This window comes from Mucilaginibacter sp. NFR10 (genome assembly GCF_900100445.1).
GTDB classification, from domain to species: domain Bacteria; phylum Bacteroidota; class Bacteroidia; order Sphingobacteriales; family Sphingobacteriaceae; genus Mucilaginibacter; species Mucilaginibacter rubeus.
This window is the reverse complement of record NZ_FMTV01000001.1, coordinates 844,960-859,133: the sequence shown is the minus strand read 5'-3', so window position 1 is coordinate 859,133 and position 14,174 is coordinate 844,960. Positions and strand designations below refer to the sequence as shown.

Annotated in this window: 7 protein-coding genes; 6 read left to right on the top strand and 1 reads right to left on the bottom strand. The window is 42.9% G+C overall.

What is annotated here, in order from left to right:
* Positions 1-57 precede the first annotated feature (57 nt).
* The gene (locus BLP33_RS03655; protein WP_090524971.1) at positions 58-990 is read left to right on the top strand and encodes an AraC family transcriptional regulator; all 933 of its coding nucleotides are present in this window, start codon (positions 58-60) and stop codon (positions 988-990) included.
* 105 nt (positions 991-1,095) lie between these two features.
* On the opposite strand, the gene BLP33_RS03650 is transcribed toward BLP33_RS03655, so the two are convergent.
* Positions 1,096-1,740, bottom strand: coding sequence for a redoxin domain-containing protein (locus BLP33_RS03650; protein ID WP_090524969.1), 645 nt, complete (start codon positions 1,738-1,740; stop codon positions 1,096-1,098).
* Between the two features lie 514 nt (positions 1,741-2,254).
* Here BLP33_RS03650 and BLP33_RS03645 point away from each other — a divergent pair.
* The 5 genes from BLP33_RS03645 to BLP33_RS03625 all read left to right on the top strand — a co-directional run bounded on the left by BLP33_RS03645 (position 2,255) and on the right by BLP33_RS03625 (position 14,092).
* Positions 2,255-3,910 (top strand): L,D-transpeptidase family protein, encoded by a 1,656-nt coding sequence (locus tag BLP33_RS03645; RefSeq protein WP_090526190.1) that lies wholly within the window; start codon positions 2,255-2,257, stop codon positions 3,908-3,910.
* Positions 3,911-4,375: 465 nt separating this feature from the next.
* A complete protein-coding gene (locus BLP33_RS03640; RefSeq protein ID WP_217633100.1) occupies positions 4,376-7,549 on the top strand; it encodes a SusC/RagA family TonB-linked outer membrane protein in 3,174 nt (1,057 codons plus the stop codon).
* A 5-nt stretch (positions 7,550-7,554) separates the two neighbouring features.
* Positions 7,555-9,180 carry a SusD/RagB family nutrient-binding outer membrane lipoprotein gene (locus tag BLP33_RS03635; RefSeq protein ID WP_090524967.1) on the top strand — a complete coding sequence of 542 codons (1,626 nt, stop codon included), beginning with the start codon at positions 7,555-7,557 and terminating at the stop codon, positions 9,178-9,180.
* Between the two features lie 246 nt (positions 9,181-9,426).
* Positions 9,427-12,651 carry a VCBS repeat-containing protein gene (locus tag BLP33_RS03630; protein WP_090524965.1) on the top strand — a complete coding sequence of 1,075 codons (3,225 nt, stop codon included), beginning with the start codon at positions 9,427-9,429 and terminating at the stop codon, positions 12,649-12,651.
* A 103-nt stretch (positions 12,652-12,754) separates the two neighbouring features.
* The gene (locus BLP33_RS03625) at positions 12,755-14,092 is read left to right on the top strand and encodes a vanadium-dependent haloperoxidase (protein ID WP_217633099.1); all 1,338 of its coding nucleotides are present in this window, start codon (positions 12,755-12,757) and stop codon (positions 14,090-14,092) included.
* Positions 14,093-14,174: the final 82 nt, after the last annotated feature.

Here is a 14,174-nt window from a genome sequence, read left to right as displayed (position 1 = left end):
GCACCCGCTTGTTAATCAGGATAAGTATGCCTAATTTGGTATAAATTATAAACGGCTATGAATAACAAAACCCTGTTATCTCCACTAAGCCTCTCACACGGAAAAGAACTGAATACCCTGGTTGAAAACCGCAGGGCTTATACCATGAACCATTGCGAACTCAACGTTTTTGAAACTTTTGAGCGCAGCGAACTGGTGCCCTTAACTTTTAGCGATCTGGTAATAACAAGCATGCTGCGCGGCAAAAAGGTGATGCATCTGTTTGATAAACCGGGGTTTGATTACCTCCCCGGCGAAACCGTTATAGTACCGCCAAATATTACGATGAAAATTGATTTCCCGGAGGCTACTATCAACCAGCCATCTCAGTGCACAGCTTTGGCTATTAACCACCAGGAAATTACCAATACGCTTGATTTCTTAAATGAGAATTATCCAAGGGAAGATAAGCGGGTTTGGCAGCTGAACTATAACCAGTTCCACTTTTTTAATAATTATGAGCTGGCACAGCTCATTAATAAACTCATCCGCATCAGTACCGGCGATGCGCTGACCAAAGATGTGCTGGCTAACCTCACTTTAAAAGAGTTGCTAATCCGCATTATGCAGATGCAAAACATTAACGAGATCAGCGATAACCTGCATGAGTTATCAAGCAGCAGCCGATTTGCCTTTGTACTGGAATACATTAGGGTGCATTTAAGCGATAAGCTTAATATTGATGCATTGAGCCAGATGGCCTTTATGAGCAAAGCCAGCTTTTTCCGGGCGTTTAGGCACGAGTTGGGGATTTCGCCGGTTGACTATATCATTAAAGAGCGCCTGCAATTAGCCAAGCAGCTCATGAACAATCCGCATAACAGTATCTCTGAAGCCTGTTTTAAAGCCGGGTTCAATAACCTTAACTACTTTAGCCGCGCATTTAAAAAGATAGAGGGCATTACGCCAAGTTATTACAAAGCCAGGCTGCGGGGTGGGCACCTGAATTAACAGACTAATAAAAATATTATTCGGAAAGTAAGAAGCAATCTTATAAGTGCGCTTAGCAAACACTTATAAGATTGCCGTTGTGTAAGACGTTTAACCTCCTGGTGCTTATGCCGATCTGCGGCTATTGCTGATCAATGCTGATTCATAAACAGTGCTGATGATGTCTTCGGCAGAAAAAGTGCCCAGGAAATCCCAATCGATATGGCTGTAGATAACCTGTTTTGATGGTTCAATAATATAGGTGGCCAATAACGGCGCATTTTCGTCGATGCCCGAAAACCTGTCCCACACCGGGTAATCGTCAGAATAAACCCTGAATTGCTGTGCTAATTCTTTATCGGCATCGTGATAAAAATTAAGGGTGAGGCTTTGCTCCCATGCCCATTTTTCAAGCTCTTCGGTGCGCTCATCACTAATAATAAGCAGGTTGCCGCCGCTTGCCTTAACCTCATGCTGCAAATTATTCAGTTGTTTAAGTTGCGCCAGACCTTGCTGCCCCCAATGACGCGAATAAAAAGAAATAACCAGCGGTTTATTTAATAAATTTCTTTGCGAAATAGGCCCATGTGTTTCGCCGCCATTGTAAAATTGCTGCCAGCGGCTATAATCGTTACTTAACTTAAATTCAGGGACCAAATTGCCCGCTTTTACAGGATGTAATGATTTCAGCTTACGAAACTTAAGATCGGGTTCGGCAACAACTTCAAGCAGGTCAAAAAAAGGATATTTATTATTATTTGTGGTTTGCATTTTAAAATAGATTTATGATGTTACGGATAATGTTTTTAGGTAATCGTAGTTAAGTTGTATTGTTCAACAACAACGGCATAATCCATAAATTATCCGGTAACGCATGAGCAAGCCCGGCGGGATGGCGTTGCTTAATTGTTTATTGCGGGATGTATTCATAAAAATATATTAATTGAGGCCAGTAAATTTAAAGGTGCGTAACAGCTTATTTTGTATTGGAGAGAATTTCAACAACAGCAACACATGGGCATGTACAGCCCCCGGTTTTCGGCTGGTGCATATTTGTTGCTGCTGATTAAACTGTTGCCTGTCATCTGTTTTTGAATGTCACACAACAAATATACTATAATATCTATAAACTTAGTAGTGTTTATTTAAAAAATATTCATCCTTTTTTTCAATATCGGGATTTCCTGTGCTCTACGGGTATTTTATATCGGTTAACATTCAGTACCCTTTCCTTTTCCAAAACAAAACCTTGTCATTTACGTTCCGTATAACTAATAAATTAGCTATGCAGAACAGGCTGAAACCACAATATATTATCGTACTTGCTTTAAGTGTTTTAGTCCTCTCCAACTGCAAAAACAACAGCAAAAAACATCACAATTATATAGCTGATTCCCTAAAAAAGAAAATGGTTAAAGAGTGGACAAAAACCATTCCCGGTAACTTTAGTGATCAAACTGAAGTTGTATTTGACAGTACCCGTATCGTCACATTTCTTCAAAAGCACCCCGCTTTGGTCCCCTATGAGCAGGATCTGCGGAGTTTTTACCGTAAGCGTAAATTTGCATATGCATGGTACGAAAAAGGCACCTTAATTGAACAGGCCGGTAACCTGAACGACAGGCTTATGAACCTGCAAAATGAAGGCATATATAAAGGTATCCCCTATCAAAAAGATTTAGACTCCCTGATATTTGACAATCATTCAAAAACAAGGGTCAAAAAACCTGATATCGGCACCGAGTTAATGCTCACTGCCCAATATTTCGCGTTTTCAAAACTGGCTTTCCGGGGCATGAGCGATTCGGTTAGCCGTTCGGTAAACTGGTTCCTGCCGCGTAAGAAGATAGCATATGATGATTACCTGGATACGCTCTTAAAAAGACCTTCGAAAACCCCTGCTATAAGCGAGCCGGTATACCGTCAGTACGATCTGCTAAAAAGCTTTCTGGCCAAATACCGCCGGCTTGATGCCCATGAGAGCTGGGAACCAATTATTATCAGCAAAAAACTCAAACCCGGCGACTCGTCGGCCGTAGTTGCCCGCATAAAAGCCCGCCTATATAAACTGGAAGATTTTAAAGGCGATACGCTCAACAATAGGTTTGATGACGAGTTTAAAGCGGCCATAACCCAATTCCAGCTCAGGCACGGCCTTAGCGCCGATGGCTTACCCGGCCCCGGAACTATGGCCGAAATGAATGTACCGCTCAAATCACGGATCAAACAGATCATTGTAAACATGGAGCGCTGCCGCTGGCTGCCTGTAAGTTTAACTACCGACTACCTCGCTGTGAATATCCCCGAATTTAAACTACACGTCTACCATGCCGATAGCTTATTATGGAGTTGCAATGTGGTAGTGGGGGAAAAAGTACATCAAACAGTAATATTTTACGGCGAAATGCAGTACGTGGTATTCAGTCCTTACTGGAACCTGCCCGAAAGTATTGTGCGCAATGAAGTGTTGCCGGCCATGAGCAGCAACCCAAATTATCTTAACGAGCATAATATGGTCATTACCGGCCGGGAAAACGGACTTCCGGTAATTCAGCAAAAACCCGGACCGGCAAACTCTTTGGGGCTGGTAAAATTCCTGTTCCCTAATAGTTACAGTATCTATTTGCACGATACGCCTTCAAGGTCGTTGTTTGGCGAATCCTCACGGGCGTTTAGCCACGGCTGTATCCGCGTTGGCGAACCGGTAAAACTGGCTTCATTTCTTTTAAAGTACGACAGCACCTGGACAACCTCCCGCATTAATAAAGCCATGCATCTTGGTAAAGAACAGCAGGTTACACTCAAACAAAAGATGCCTGTATTTATAGCTTATTTTACCGCCTTTACCGACAGGAATAATCTGCTCAACTTCCGCAAAGATATTTATGACCGCGACGAACAGCTTGCATCCATGATCATGTCAGGCAGCGGGCAATATTAGTGTTAAGTTAATAGTACTAAGTCTCAAGTAAAAAGTTAAGTTTAGTCTTTTTTGACTTAGAACTTAAGGCTAACGACTATCCGTCATTACATGATTAATATCACGCCGCCCCCTATCTCCCTGTTTACTCCTTATGCAGTTTAAAATACCGGTAATTAATAATTGCAAAATATTTTTCATGGGTTTGTAGGCAATCACTGAAATTTAATTGTCCTCACTTTAAATCACCATAGTGCTCCCTACAAAGGATAGTTTTCCTTTAGCACAGTGATCATTAACCAAACTATATGACATTATTAATAAACCCAGGAAAACTGATGCCTATGTAAAAAAAGCTTACTCTCCCCGCTACAGGCGATAATTACCCGGAGGGAATTACTGCCCCGAAAAAGATTTTTGAATGTTTATAACTGCGTTGTGCTTCCAGGGCGCTTCGCTATTAACTCCCTTTAAATTCAATAAAATATGAAATTTTTCAAACACCCGGTGGGTGTACACAGGCCATGGGTATCACAATCCCTCAGCCTGTGTAAATTTGCCCTTGCAGGTATGGTGCTCTTGAACGTGCAGGCTTCGGCTGCTGAAGCGCCAAAAGCAAAAGCCAAATCAAACATTAATTTTAACTTAAACTTCGCTAAGCTTACCGGTAAGGTTGTTGACGAAAAAGGCGAACCACTCGTAGGTGTAAGCATCAGGATCAAAGGCACCACCACCGGTACCCAAACTGATGCAAACGGTAACTTTACACTTGATGTACAACCTAACGCTGTATTAACTTTAAGCTACATAGGTTATGCAACTGTAGATGTAGCGGTAGGCGGTAAATCAACTATTACCATTACCCTAAAATCAAACACTAACCTTAATGAGGTAGTAGTAACGGCTTTGGGTATTAAAAAGGAAGAAAAAAAATTAGGTTACGCTGTAACAACAGTAAAAGGCGACCTGCTTGATAAAGCTAAAGAAACCAACGTTGCCTACTCATTAGAAGGCCGAGTTGCAGGTGTGAGCATTAGCGGTGTTAGTGGTGGCCCGGGTTCATCAGCTCGTATTTTATTACGTGGCGTTACCAGCGGCGGCGCGGGCTCTCCATTATTTGTAATTAACGGCGTACCGATGGATAATACCCAACGTGGTTCATCGGGCGAATGGGGCGGTGCCGACTACGGTGACGGTATCAGCAACATAAATCCCGACGATGTTGAAACTATTACCGTGTTGAAAGGCCAGTCGGCATCTGCGCTGTATGGTAGCCGTGCATCAAATGGCGTAATTTTGATCACCACTAAGGGCGGCAAGAAAAATTCGGGCTTCGGTGTTGAATTTAATACCAACTACCAGGCCGATAAAGTTAATAACACAACTGATTTTCAAACCACCTATGGCCAGGGACAACATGGCGTAAAACCTGCCTCCGTTGATGGTGCGCAGCAATCAAGCCGTTTAGCATGGGGTTCAAAACTGGATGGTTCTTCAACTATACAGTTTGATGGCAAATCGTATCCTTACTCCGCAGCAGGTACTAATAACCTGCAAAACTTTTACCGTACAGGTAACACTTATACTAATACCGTATCATTTGATGGTGGCGGCGAGAATGGTGCTTTCCGGTTATCGGTTTCTGATCTGAACGCAGGATCAATTGTGCGCAACAGTAATTTAGGCAGGAAAACATTCAACTTAAACGTAAACCAAAATGTTACACCGAAGTTGAACATAGCTGTGGTTGCCAACTATTTGATCGAAAATTCAAAAAACAGGCCAAGCCTGAGCGACGGTCCGGGTAATCCTAACAACATCTGGTTCCTTGCGCCAAACATCAATCAATCTATCTTAAACCCGGGCATAGCGGCTAATGGCTATGAACAAGTATGGACAGATGACCCTTATGTTACCAACCCTTACTTCGCGGCTAACAACTTTATAAACAATACTGGTCGTAAACGTTTAATTTCGTCATTAACCGCCCGTTACAACTTTACCGACTGGATTTATGCGCAGGCCCGTTTAGGTTATGATAACATTAATGATAGCCGCTTTAAAGTTACCCCTACCGGTACCGCTTATTACACCGGTTTAATGGGTGGTTTGGATGAACAATCAACCGCACAAAGCTTTGAGTTTAATGCCGACGGTTTGGTTGGTGTAAAACACACTATTGTAAAGGATTTACTTGCTTTTGACTTTTCAGCAGGTGCCAACATTCGCAAAAACCAGTACGAATACACAAGCTTAAGCGGTGGTCCATTTACACTGCCTTTCTTCTATAGCTATAGCAACGTAAGTGTTAAAAACCCGGCAAACTACCAATTCAATAAATCGGAAGTTCACTCAGCATATTATACAGCCGATTTTAACATTAAAAGCTTCCTTACGTTAAGCACAACCGGCCGTTACGATGCTTATTCAAAACTGCCGGCTAATAACCTGAGCATCTTTACACCTTCGGTATCAGCAAGCTTTTTGTTTTCCGATCTGTTGAAGCTTCCCACACTTGATTTTGGCAAACTTCGCGTATCATACGCTAAAACCAGTGGTGAGCCCGATAAGGCGTACAGCACATCAGCTTACTATAACTTAGGTAATCAAATCAACGGCACTACTATCGGTAACTACTCGCTGGATCTTTATAACCTTAATTTAAAACCTTACACGCTTGACGAGTTGGAAATTGGTACGGAGTTAAAATTCTTTAACGGTCGTTTAAGTGTCGATGCTGATTACTTTAGCCGTAAAACACACAATGAGCTATTACGCAGCCAACTTGACCCGGCAGCTGGTTTCAACACACGCCTCATAGGCACACAATCATTCCAAAACCGTGGTGTGGAAGTTGAGATTAAAGGTACACCTGTACAAACCTCAACTTTCTCATGGTCGCCGTCAATCAACTTTACTTATGTTAAAAACAAGGTATTAAAAACTGATGATTTCGGTACTACACAAACCTTAGGTACTTACAGGCCATTGAATGCTAACCTTGCCTATGTTGTTGGCTTACCTGGCCCGCAAATTATGGCTAACGATTATAAACGGGATGCCGGTGGCAATATTATTTTTAACTCAGACGGTTATCCTGAAACTACAGCCCGTATCCCAATGGGTTCAACCGTGCCAAAAATTTACGGTGGTTTAAACAACGATTTTAACTACAAACATTTTAACCTGTCATTCCTGGTTGATTACCGTTTTGGTGGCAAAATTCTGTCTGCAACCAATGCTTACAGTATCTTCCGCGGTTTAAACAAAATCACTCTGGACGGACGTGAAGGCGGCGTGGTTGGTAAAGGTGTTACCGAAGCAGGTACTCCAAATACAAAAAGTGTTGACGCTCAGGACTACTACCAAAAAGGTTTATACAATGTTTCAGCACTTAACGTGTTAAACGGCGATTTTATCAAATTACGCCAGGTTACTTTTGGCTATACCTTTACCAGCAGTTTCCTGAATGGATCACCATTCAACGCCATCACGGTTTCTGCAGTAGGTCGTAACCTTTGGACTATCATGAAACATTCTGATAACATCGATCCAGAATCAGGCTTCTCAAACAATATCAATTATGCAGGCATCGAAGGTACCAGCTTACCAGCAACCCGCACATTCGGTATTAATGTTAACTTTAAATTTAGAAAATAACGGAGATGAAAAAGAGACTTATATATAGTGGCCTTTGCCTGGCAGCAACGCTGTTTGCCGGTTGCACCAAAGACTTCACTAAAATAAATACCGACCCTAATGCTACGACCGCCGATCAGTTTAATCCAAACTTTTTGCTGGCCCAGGCACAATTGAATTATTCGCAAACGGGTTACTCGCAGCTGCTGTTTCAAAGTATGTGGACACAGTCATTAGCATCAACATTTAGTTATTACGGCAATGGCGATAAATATCAGCAAAGCGGATCGTTTAACGATTACATAGGCCGCGTTTACAGCGAAGGTTATGGTGCTGAGACCTACGTTGAGGAAATAAAAAATCTTACCAAAGGTAAAACCGGGTATGACAATCTGAACAATATTGCCACCATTATGAAAGTATTGATTGTACAACGTATAACAGATACTTATGGTGATGTGCCTTACTCAGAAGCAGGCCAGGCTAAACAAGGCGTTTTCTTCCCTAAGTTCGATAAACAGCAGGCTATTTATACAGCTATGTTAACCGATCTCGATGCGGCCCTGACTGCTTTGAATCCGGCCAAAGACAAGCCAAGTTCTGATTTGTTTTACAGCGGCGACATTGCCAAGTGGAAAAGGTTTGGTTACTCACTAATGGTACGCGTAGCTATGAGGTTAACTAAAGTTGACCCGGCAACGGCTCAAAAATATGTTGAAAAGGCTGCCGCAGCCGGTACCATGGCCAGTATTGATGACAACGCTAAAGTAAAAACAAATAATGCTAATGGCTATTCAAACGCTATTGTAAACGCGTTGTTAACTGTTGATGATTTCCGCGAGGTACGCTGGTCAAAAACCCTGATTGATTACATGAAATCAAAAAGTGATTCTTTAAGAGTACGCGCGATTGCAGAGATTGCTACAGGCAATGGTAAAAAAGCAAATGAAAATGAAACGGTTGCAGGTGACACCGCCTACGCTAAACAAATTGGTTTACCTAACGGCCTCGACTTAAACGGCGGCGCTACCGATGTAACTACCGATCCGAATTATCCGGGTGCTACTCCTGCTGACCCTGCTGTCGAAAAAGATGCTCCGGCGCCTCTGGGCAAATATTCACGTCCGCGTTTACAGGTTTATTACACAGCAACAAGTACCATTAACCCTGTTGACAAAAGCACTATCAATATGCTTTTAACTTACGGCGAAACAGAATTATTACTCGCCGAAGCGGCAACGAGAGGCTGGAGTGTAGGTGGTAGCGCGGCTACGCACTATGCTAACGCATTAGCTGCCGACATGAAGTCGATAGCGCAGATTAACGCAGCTGCTGCCATAAGCGATGCAGCAGTAGCAGCATACGTTGCAGCCCACCCGCTTGGTGCATCAGCTTTACAGCAAATTAATACTGAATATTGGGTTGAAACCTCAACATTGTTCATGTTTAACGAAAACTGGACCAACTGGAGAAGATCAGGTTTCCCTGTCTTAACCCCAGTTAAATATCCATCTCAGTTTGATACTGAGATCCCGCATCGTGTAATTTATCCAATTACGCTCCAATCAACAAACCCTAATGGTTTGTCAAGCGGTGTTGCATCATTATCTGGTGGTGATAAATTTTCATCACGTGTATGGTGGGATAAATAATACCCCTATATAATTCACTTTAAAAACAAGGCTATGGCTTCATAGCCTTGTTTTTTGGTTTTTACAACAAAAAGGATTAATCATCCGGTGGCAATTATCAATACAAATAAGTAAATTTAAATCCCCTGCGGCCCGGAAAAATAAAATCTGTTGATAATGTGTTGTTCTTCTCCCCTCGTTAATTTTAAACTTAAAAGGTTAAACACTTTTACATTTTGTACTGTTGCGCTGTTTACATTACAAAGTATGCGCGGTAATGCGCAGCAACCGCTTTTTAAGCTGCTTACCCCCGAAGAAACCAGTGTTAAATTCCGCAATGACCTGGTTGAGGACGAAAAGCTCAACGTGCTCTCCTATGAGTACCTGTACAATGGAGGCGGTGTTGCCGTTGGCGATATCAACAATGACGGCCTCGAAGACCTATTTTTTACCAGCAACCTTGGTCAAAATAAACTGTACCTCAACTTAGGGAACCTGAAATTTAAAGATATTACCCAGCAAGCCGGCAGCGGCCTCGCGGGCAGGCCCGGCGACTGGAAAACCGGCGTTACCATGGCCGATGTTAACGGCGACGGTCTCCTGGACATTTATGTGTGTTATTCCGGCCTTGGTGATAACGCCAAACGCCGCAACCAACTTTTCATCAATAAAGGCAACAGCAAATTTGTTGAAATGGCCAAACAATACGGCCTTGATGATCCCGGCTATAGTACCCAGGCTGTATTTTTTGACTATAATAATGATGGCAAGCTGGATATGTTCCTGCTTAACCATAACGTTAAAAAAATCAGCAACCTTGAATTTGCACAGGCCAAAGCCGAAACCGACGAATTGGCCAGCAATAAACTTTTTGAAAACCAGGGTGGTCATTTTGTTGATGTATCCAAAAAAGCGGGCATCATTCAAAATCCCCTCACCTTTGGCCTTGGCGTTGCCATAGCTGATATGAACAAAGATGGATTACAGGATATTTATGTAACCAACGATTACAACGAACCCGACTACCTTTACATAAACAACGGAAACGGCACTTTTACCGAGGATAGTAAAAAGTGCTTCAAACATTTGTCACAATTTTCAATGGGGGTTGATATAGCTGATATCAATAATGACGGCCTTCCTGATATGATGACGCTTGACATGCTGCCTCCTGATAACCGGCGTCAAAAGCTGTTGCAACTACAGGAAAACTACGAATCGTTTGAGCTGATGCTGAACCAGAACCTGTACAAACAATATATGCGCAACATGCTGCAGGTTAATAATGGTGATGGTACTTTCAGCGAAATCGGTCAGCTGGCAGGCGTTTCCAATACTGACTGGAGCTGGTGCCCGCTTATTGCCGATTTTGACAACGACGGCTACAAGGATATCTTCATCTCCAACGGTTACTTCCGCGATTACACCAACAAGGACTTTTTACGGTATTGGGGCGATTATAAACTCAAAAAAGCTATGAACCGCGAACCCTTCCTGCTCATGGACCTGGTTAAAGCTATGCCCTCTACTACACTGTCAAACTATATTTTCCAAAATAATCATAACCTTACCTTCACCGATAAAAAACAAGATTGGGGGATCAATAAAGGTGGCATTTCCAGCGGCTCCGTTTATGCCGACCTTGATAACGACGGCGATCTTGACCTGGTTACTAATAATATCAACAGCGAGGCTTCCATATTACAAAACATGACCATGGAAACCGGCAAAAAGAACTACCTGGCTGTAAATCTTAAACAACCGGAAGGAAATACCAATGCCATAGGTTCAAAAGTATTTGTATATAGCGGTAAGCAAGTACAGTACCAGGAGGTTAACCCTAACAGGGGATATCTTTCATGCGTATCTACAGTTTTAAATTTTGGATTGGGTGACCAGCAGGCAGATTCAGTACGGATCATCTGGCCCGATCAAACATCGCAATTGCTTAGCGACGTTAAAGCAAATCAACGCTTAAACATCACCTATAAAACAGGCAATTCTATGTTTAAAACCTATAGCAAAAGCAATCAAAAAGCCCTGTTCTCGTTAGCTAAACCCGCTATCGATTACACCCATACCGAAAACAGCATCAATGATTTTAAGCGCCAGCCTTTGATGCTGTTCATGAGCTCAAAAACAGGGCCGGTGATAGCCAAAGCTGATGTAAACAAAGATGGTCTTGAGGACCTATTTATTGCCGGTGATCAGAATACACCGAGCAAGATATTTATTCAAAAAGCAGGCGGCAATTATGCCGTTCAGGAGATATCGGACGTTAACAAAGAAAACACATCAGCAGCGGCGTTTTTTGACGCCAATGGCGATGGTTTTCCCGATCTGTACATAGCCAAAGGCGGCTATTCACTATTAGAACCCGGCGCTAATGAGCTGCAGGACAAGCTTTATCTGAACGATGGTAAAGGCAATTTCAGCCTTTCAAGCACCTCCCTCCCGATATTAACCGCCAGCAGTAAATCATGTGTACGCCCTTGTGATTATAACAACGACGGAAAAATTGACCTGTTTGTCGGATCAAACGTTACACCGGGTTCTTATCCATCTGCACCAAAAAGCTACCTGCTTACCAATACGGGCGGTGGTCATTTTGAAACTACCGATGCACCATTTACAGGCATAGGTATGATCAAAGATGCTCAATGGGCCGACTTGAATGGCGATGGCCGTAAAGACCTGGTAGTATGCGGCGAATTTATGCCTATCATGGTTTTTACTAACACCAAAGCCGGTTTTGTTGATGAAACAGCCAAATACTTTGATCATCCCGTTAGCGGTTTCTGGAACACGCTAACCATTACTGATGTGGATGACGACGGCAAACCGGATATCATAGCAGGGAACCTTGGCGAAAACACGCAGATCCATGCCAGCCAAACAGAGCCCGCCGAAATGTATTTTGCTGATTTTGACGGCAACGGCTCAATCGATCCGTTCTTTAACTTTTATATACAGGGCGTAAGCTACCCTTTTGTAAGTCGGGACGAACTGAACGACCAGATTTACCCCATGCGTAAAAGATTCGCTTCATACAAAGCTTATTGCGATGCTACCATGAAGGATATTTTCACGCCCGAAGAGCTTGCCAAAGCCACTAAGCTTACAGCTAATGAAGTTGCAACATGCCTGTTCATGAACCGTGGTGGTAAGTTTGTAAAAGGTGAACTGCCTTTACAGGCCCAATACTCATCGGTATCAGAGATCCTCACCGGCGATTTTAATCATGACGGCAAAACAGACCTCCTGCTGCTGGGCAACCATTCAGATAACCGCCTGAAATTGGGAAGCTTTGATGCAAATTATGGCTGCCTGCTTACCAGCGACGGGAAGGGTAATTTCACATACCAAAGCCAACCGGTTGCAGGGCTATCAGTAAACGGTGACGTAAAATCGGCCACGGAAATAAAAATAAACGGCGCAAATTATGTAATGATAGGTGCATCGGGCCAGGCTTTGCAGTTTTATAAGTATTAAGTTTAAGTAACAAGTCTAAAGTCTGGAATCGGGAGCTTTAGTGTGTTAGAGAACTATTAGCTTCTGCCTTAATGCTTGAAACTCGAAACAAAAATTAAAATAGATGATCAAACAAATATCCATATTGTTTTTAGCGCTGATAAGCACAACAGCCTATGCGCAAAAGAATAAAAAAAACATTCTTCCGTACCTGCATATCGATCAGGCTGTAAATGCTATTTCGACGGTTATGATCCATGATGTTGTAAACCCGCCCGCTGCTTCCCGTTATTATGCCTATATAACCCTGGGGGCTTATAATTTGGTTAGCCTAAACAATAAACAGATAATACCGGTTGGCAATTTTATCAAAAGTTACACACAGGATAACCAGATCAGCATCCCGGCCGATAAGTACGATTATCGCATAGCCGCTATGTATTGTATACTGGAAACAGGAAAGCAGATGCTCCCATCGGGCTTTATGCTGCAGGATGATGAGGATAAGTATGTAGCCCTTCTTAAAGAGAACGGAATCAGCGAAGATGTGGTCAAGCAATCGATAGCCGCTGCCACCGAAATGACGGCTAAGATTATTAAATATTCTAAATCAGATAATTACAATAAGTTGAGCGGCCGGCTTCGGTATTCGCCTATTAAAGGTGGTAAAAACTGGTTCCCTACCCCGCCGATGTATATGGAGGCCGTTGAACCCAACTGGAAAACCATTCGCCCGATGTTTATTGACTCAGCCGATCAGTTTGTGCCGGTTAGGCCCGCAGTTTTCAGCACAGATAGCACCAGCGAGTTTTATAAAGAGGCCTATGCAGTTTACACGGTATCCAAAAACATGTCGGCAGAGCAGATCATGATCGCCAACTTCTGGGATTGCAACCCTTTTGCTGTCACCACATCGGGGCACATGATGATCGGTTTTAAAAAAATCAGTCCGGGTGGGCACTGGATGAATATTGTAGGTATTGCCGTAAAAAAAGCCGGGCTTAGTTTTGATAAATCGATACAAGTAACGACGCTGGTAGCCATGACCGAAATGGATGCGTTTATCAGTTGCTGGGACGAAAAATATCGCAGTAACGGCATCCGCCCCGAAACCTATATTAACAAATACATTGATATTAAATGGGTGCCCATGTTGCAAACCCCGCCATTCCCGGAGTATCCAAGCGGCCATGCCGTGTTGTCAAATTCGTCGGCTGGAGTATTAAGTTATCTGTTGGGTGATAACTTTGCTTACACAGATGATTCGGAAATCCCCTATGGTGTTGGCCCCCGCGATTTCAAATCGTTTAAGCAGGCTGCTGAAGAGGCTTCTTTGTCCCGTTTTTATGGCGGTATTCATTTTAATGATGCCATTGTCAACGGCAACCAGCAGGGGCGCGATGTGGCAGCAGCGGTTATTAAAAAATTAAAAACGGCCGGAATAAACTATTTGGGTAAATAAAGCATAGTTAAAAGTGAACTGCTTTTTAACTATGCGCACCAAGTAAGCGGGGTTACTGCACTTTTTATCATACCGGGATCCC

What these genes read in the sequence shown, in the direction of transcription:
- BLP33_RS03645 (WP_090526190.1), top strand. Translation starts at nt 2,255, where the DNA reads ATGCAGAACAGGCTGAAACCACAATATATTATCGTACTTGCTTTAAGT.
- BLP33_RS03635 (WP_090524967.1), top strand. Translation starts at nt 7,555, where the DNA reads ATGAAAAAGAGACTTATATATAGTGGCCTTTGCCTGGCAGCAACGCTG.
- BLP33_RS03625 (WP_217633099.1), top strand. Translation starts at nt 12,755, where the DNA reads ATGATCAAACAAATATCCATATTGTTTTTAGCGCTGATAAGCACAACA.
- BLP33_RS03655 (WP_090524971.1), top strand. Translation starts at nt 58, where the DNA reads ATGAATAACAAAACCCTGTTATCTCCACTAAGCCTCTCACACGGAAAA.
- BLP33_RS03640 (WP_217633100.1), top strand. Translation starts at nt 4,376, where the DNA reads ATGAAATTTTTCAAACACCCGGTGGGTGTACACAGGCCATGGGTATCA.
- BLP33_RS03630 (WP_090524965.1), top strand. Translation starts at nt 9,427, where the DNA reads ATGCGCGGTAATGCGCAGCAACCGCTTTTTAAGCTGCTTACCCCCGAA.
- BLP33_RS03650 (WP_090524969.1), bottom strand. Translation starts at nt 1,740, where the DNA reads ATGCAAACCACAAATAATAATAAATATCCTTTTTTTGACCTGCTTGAA.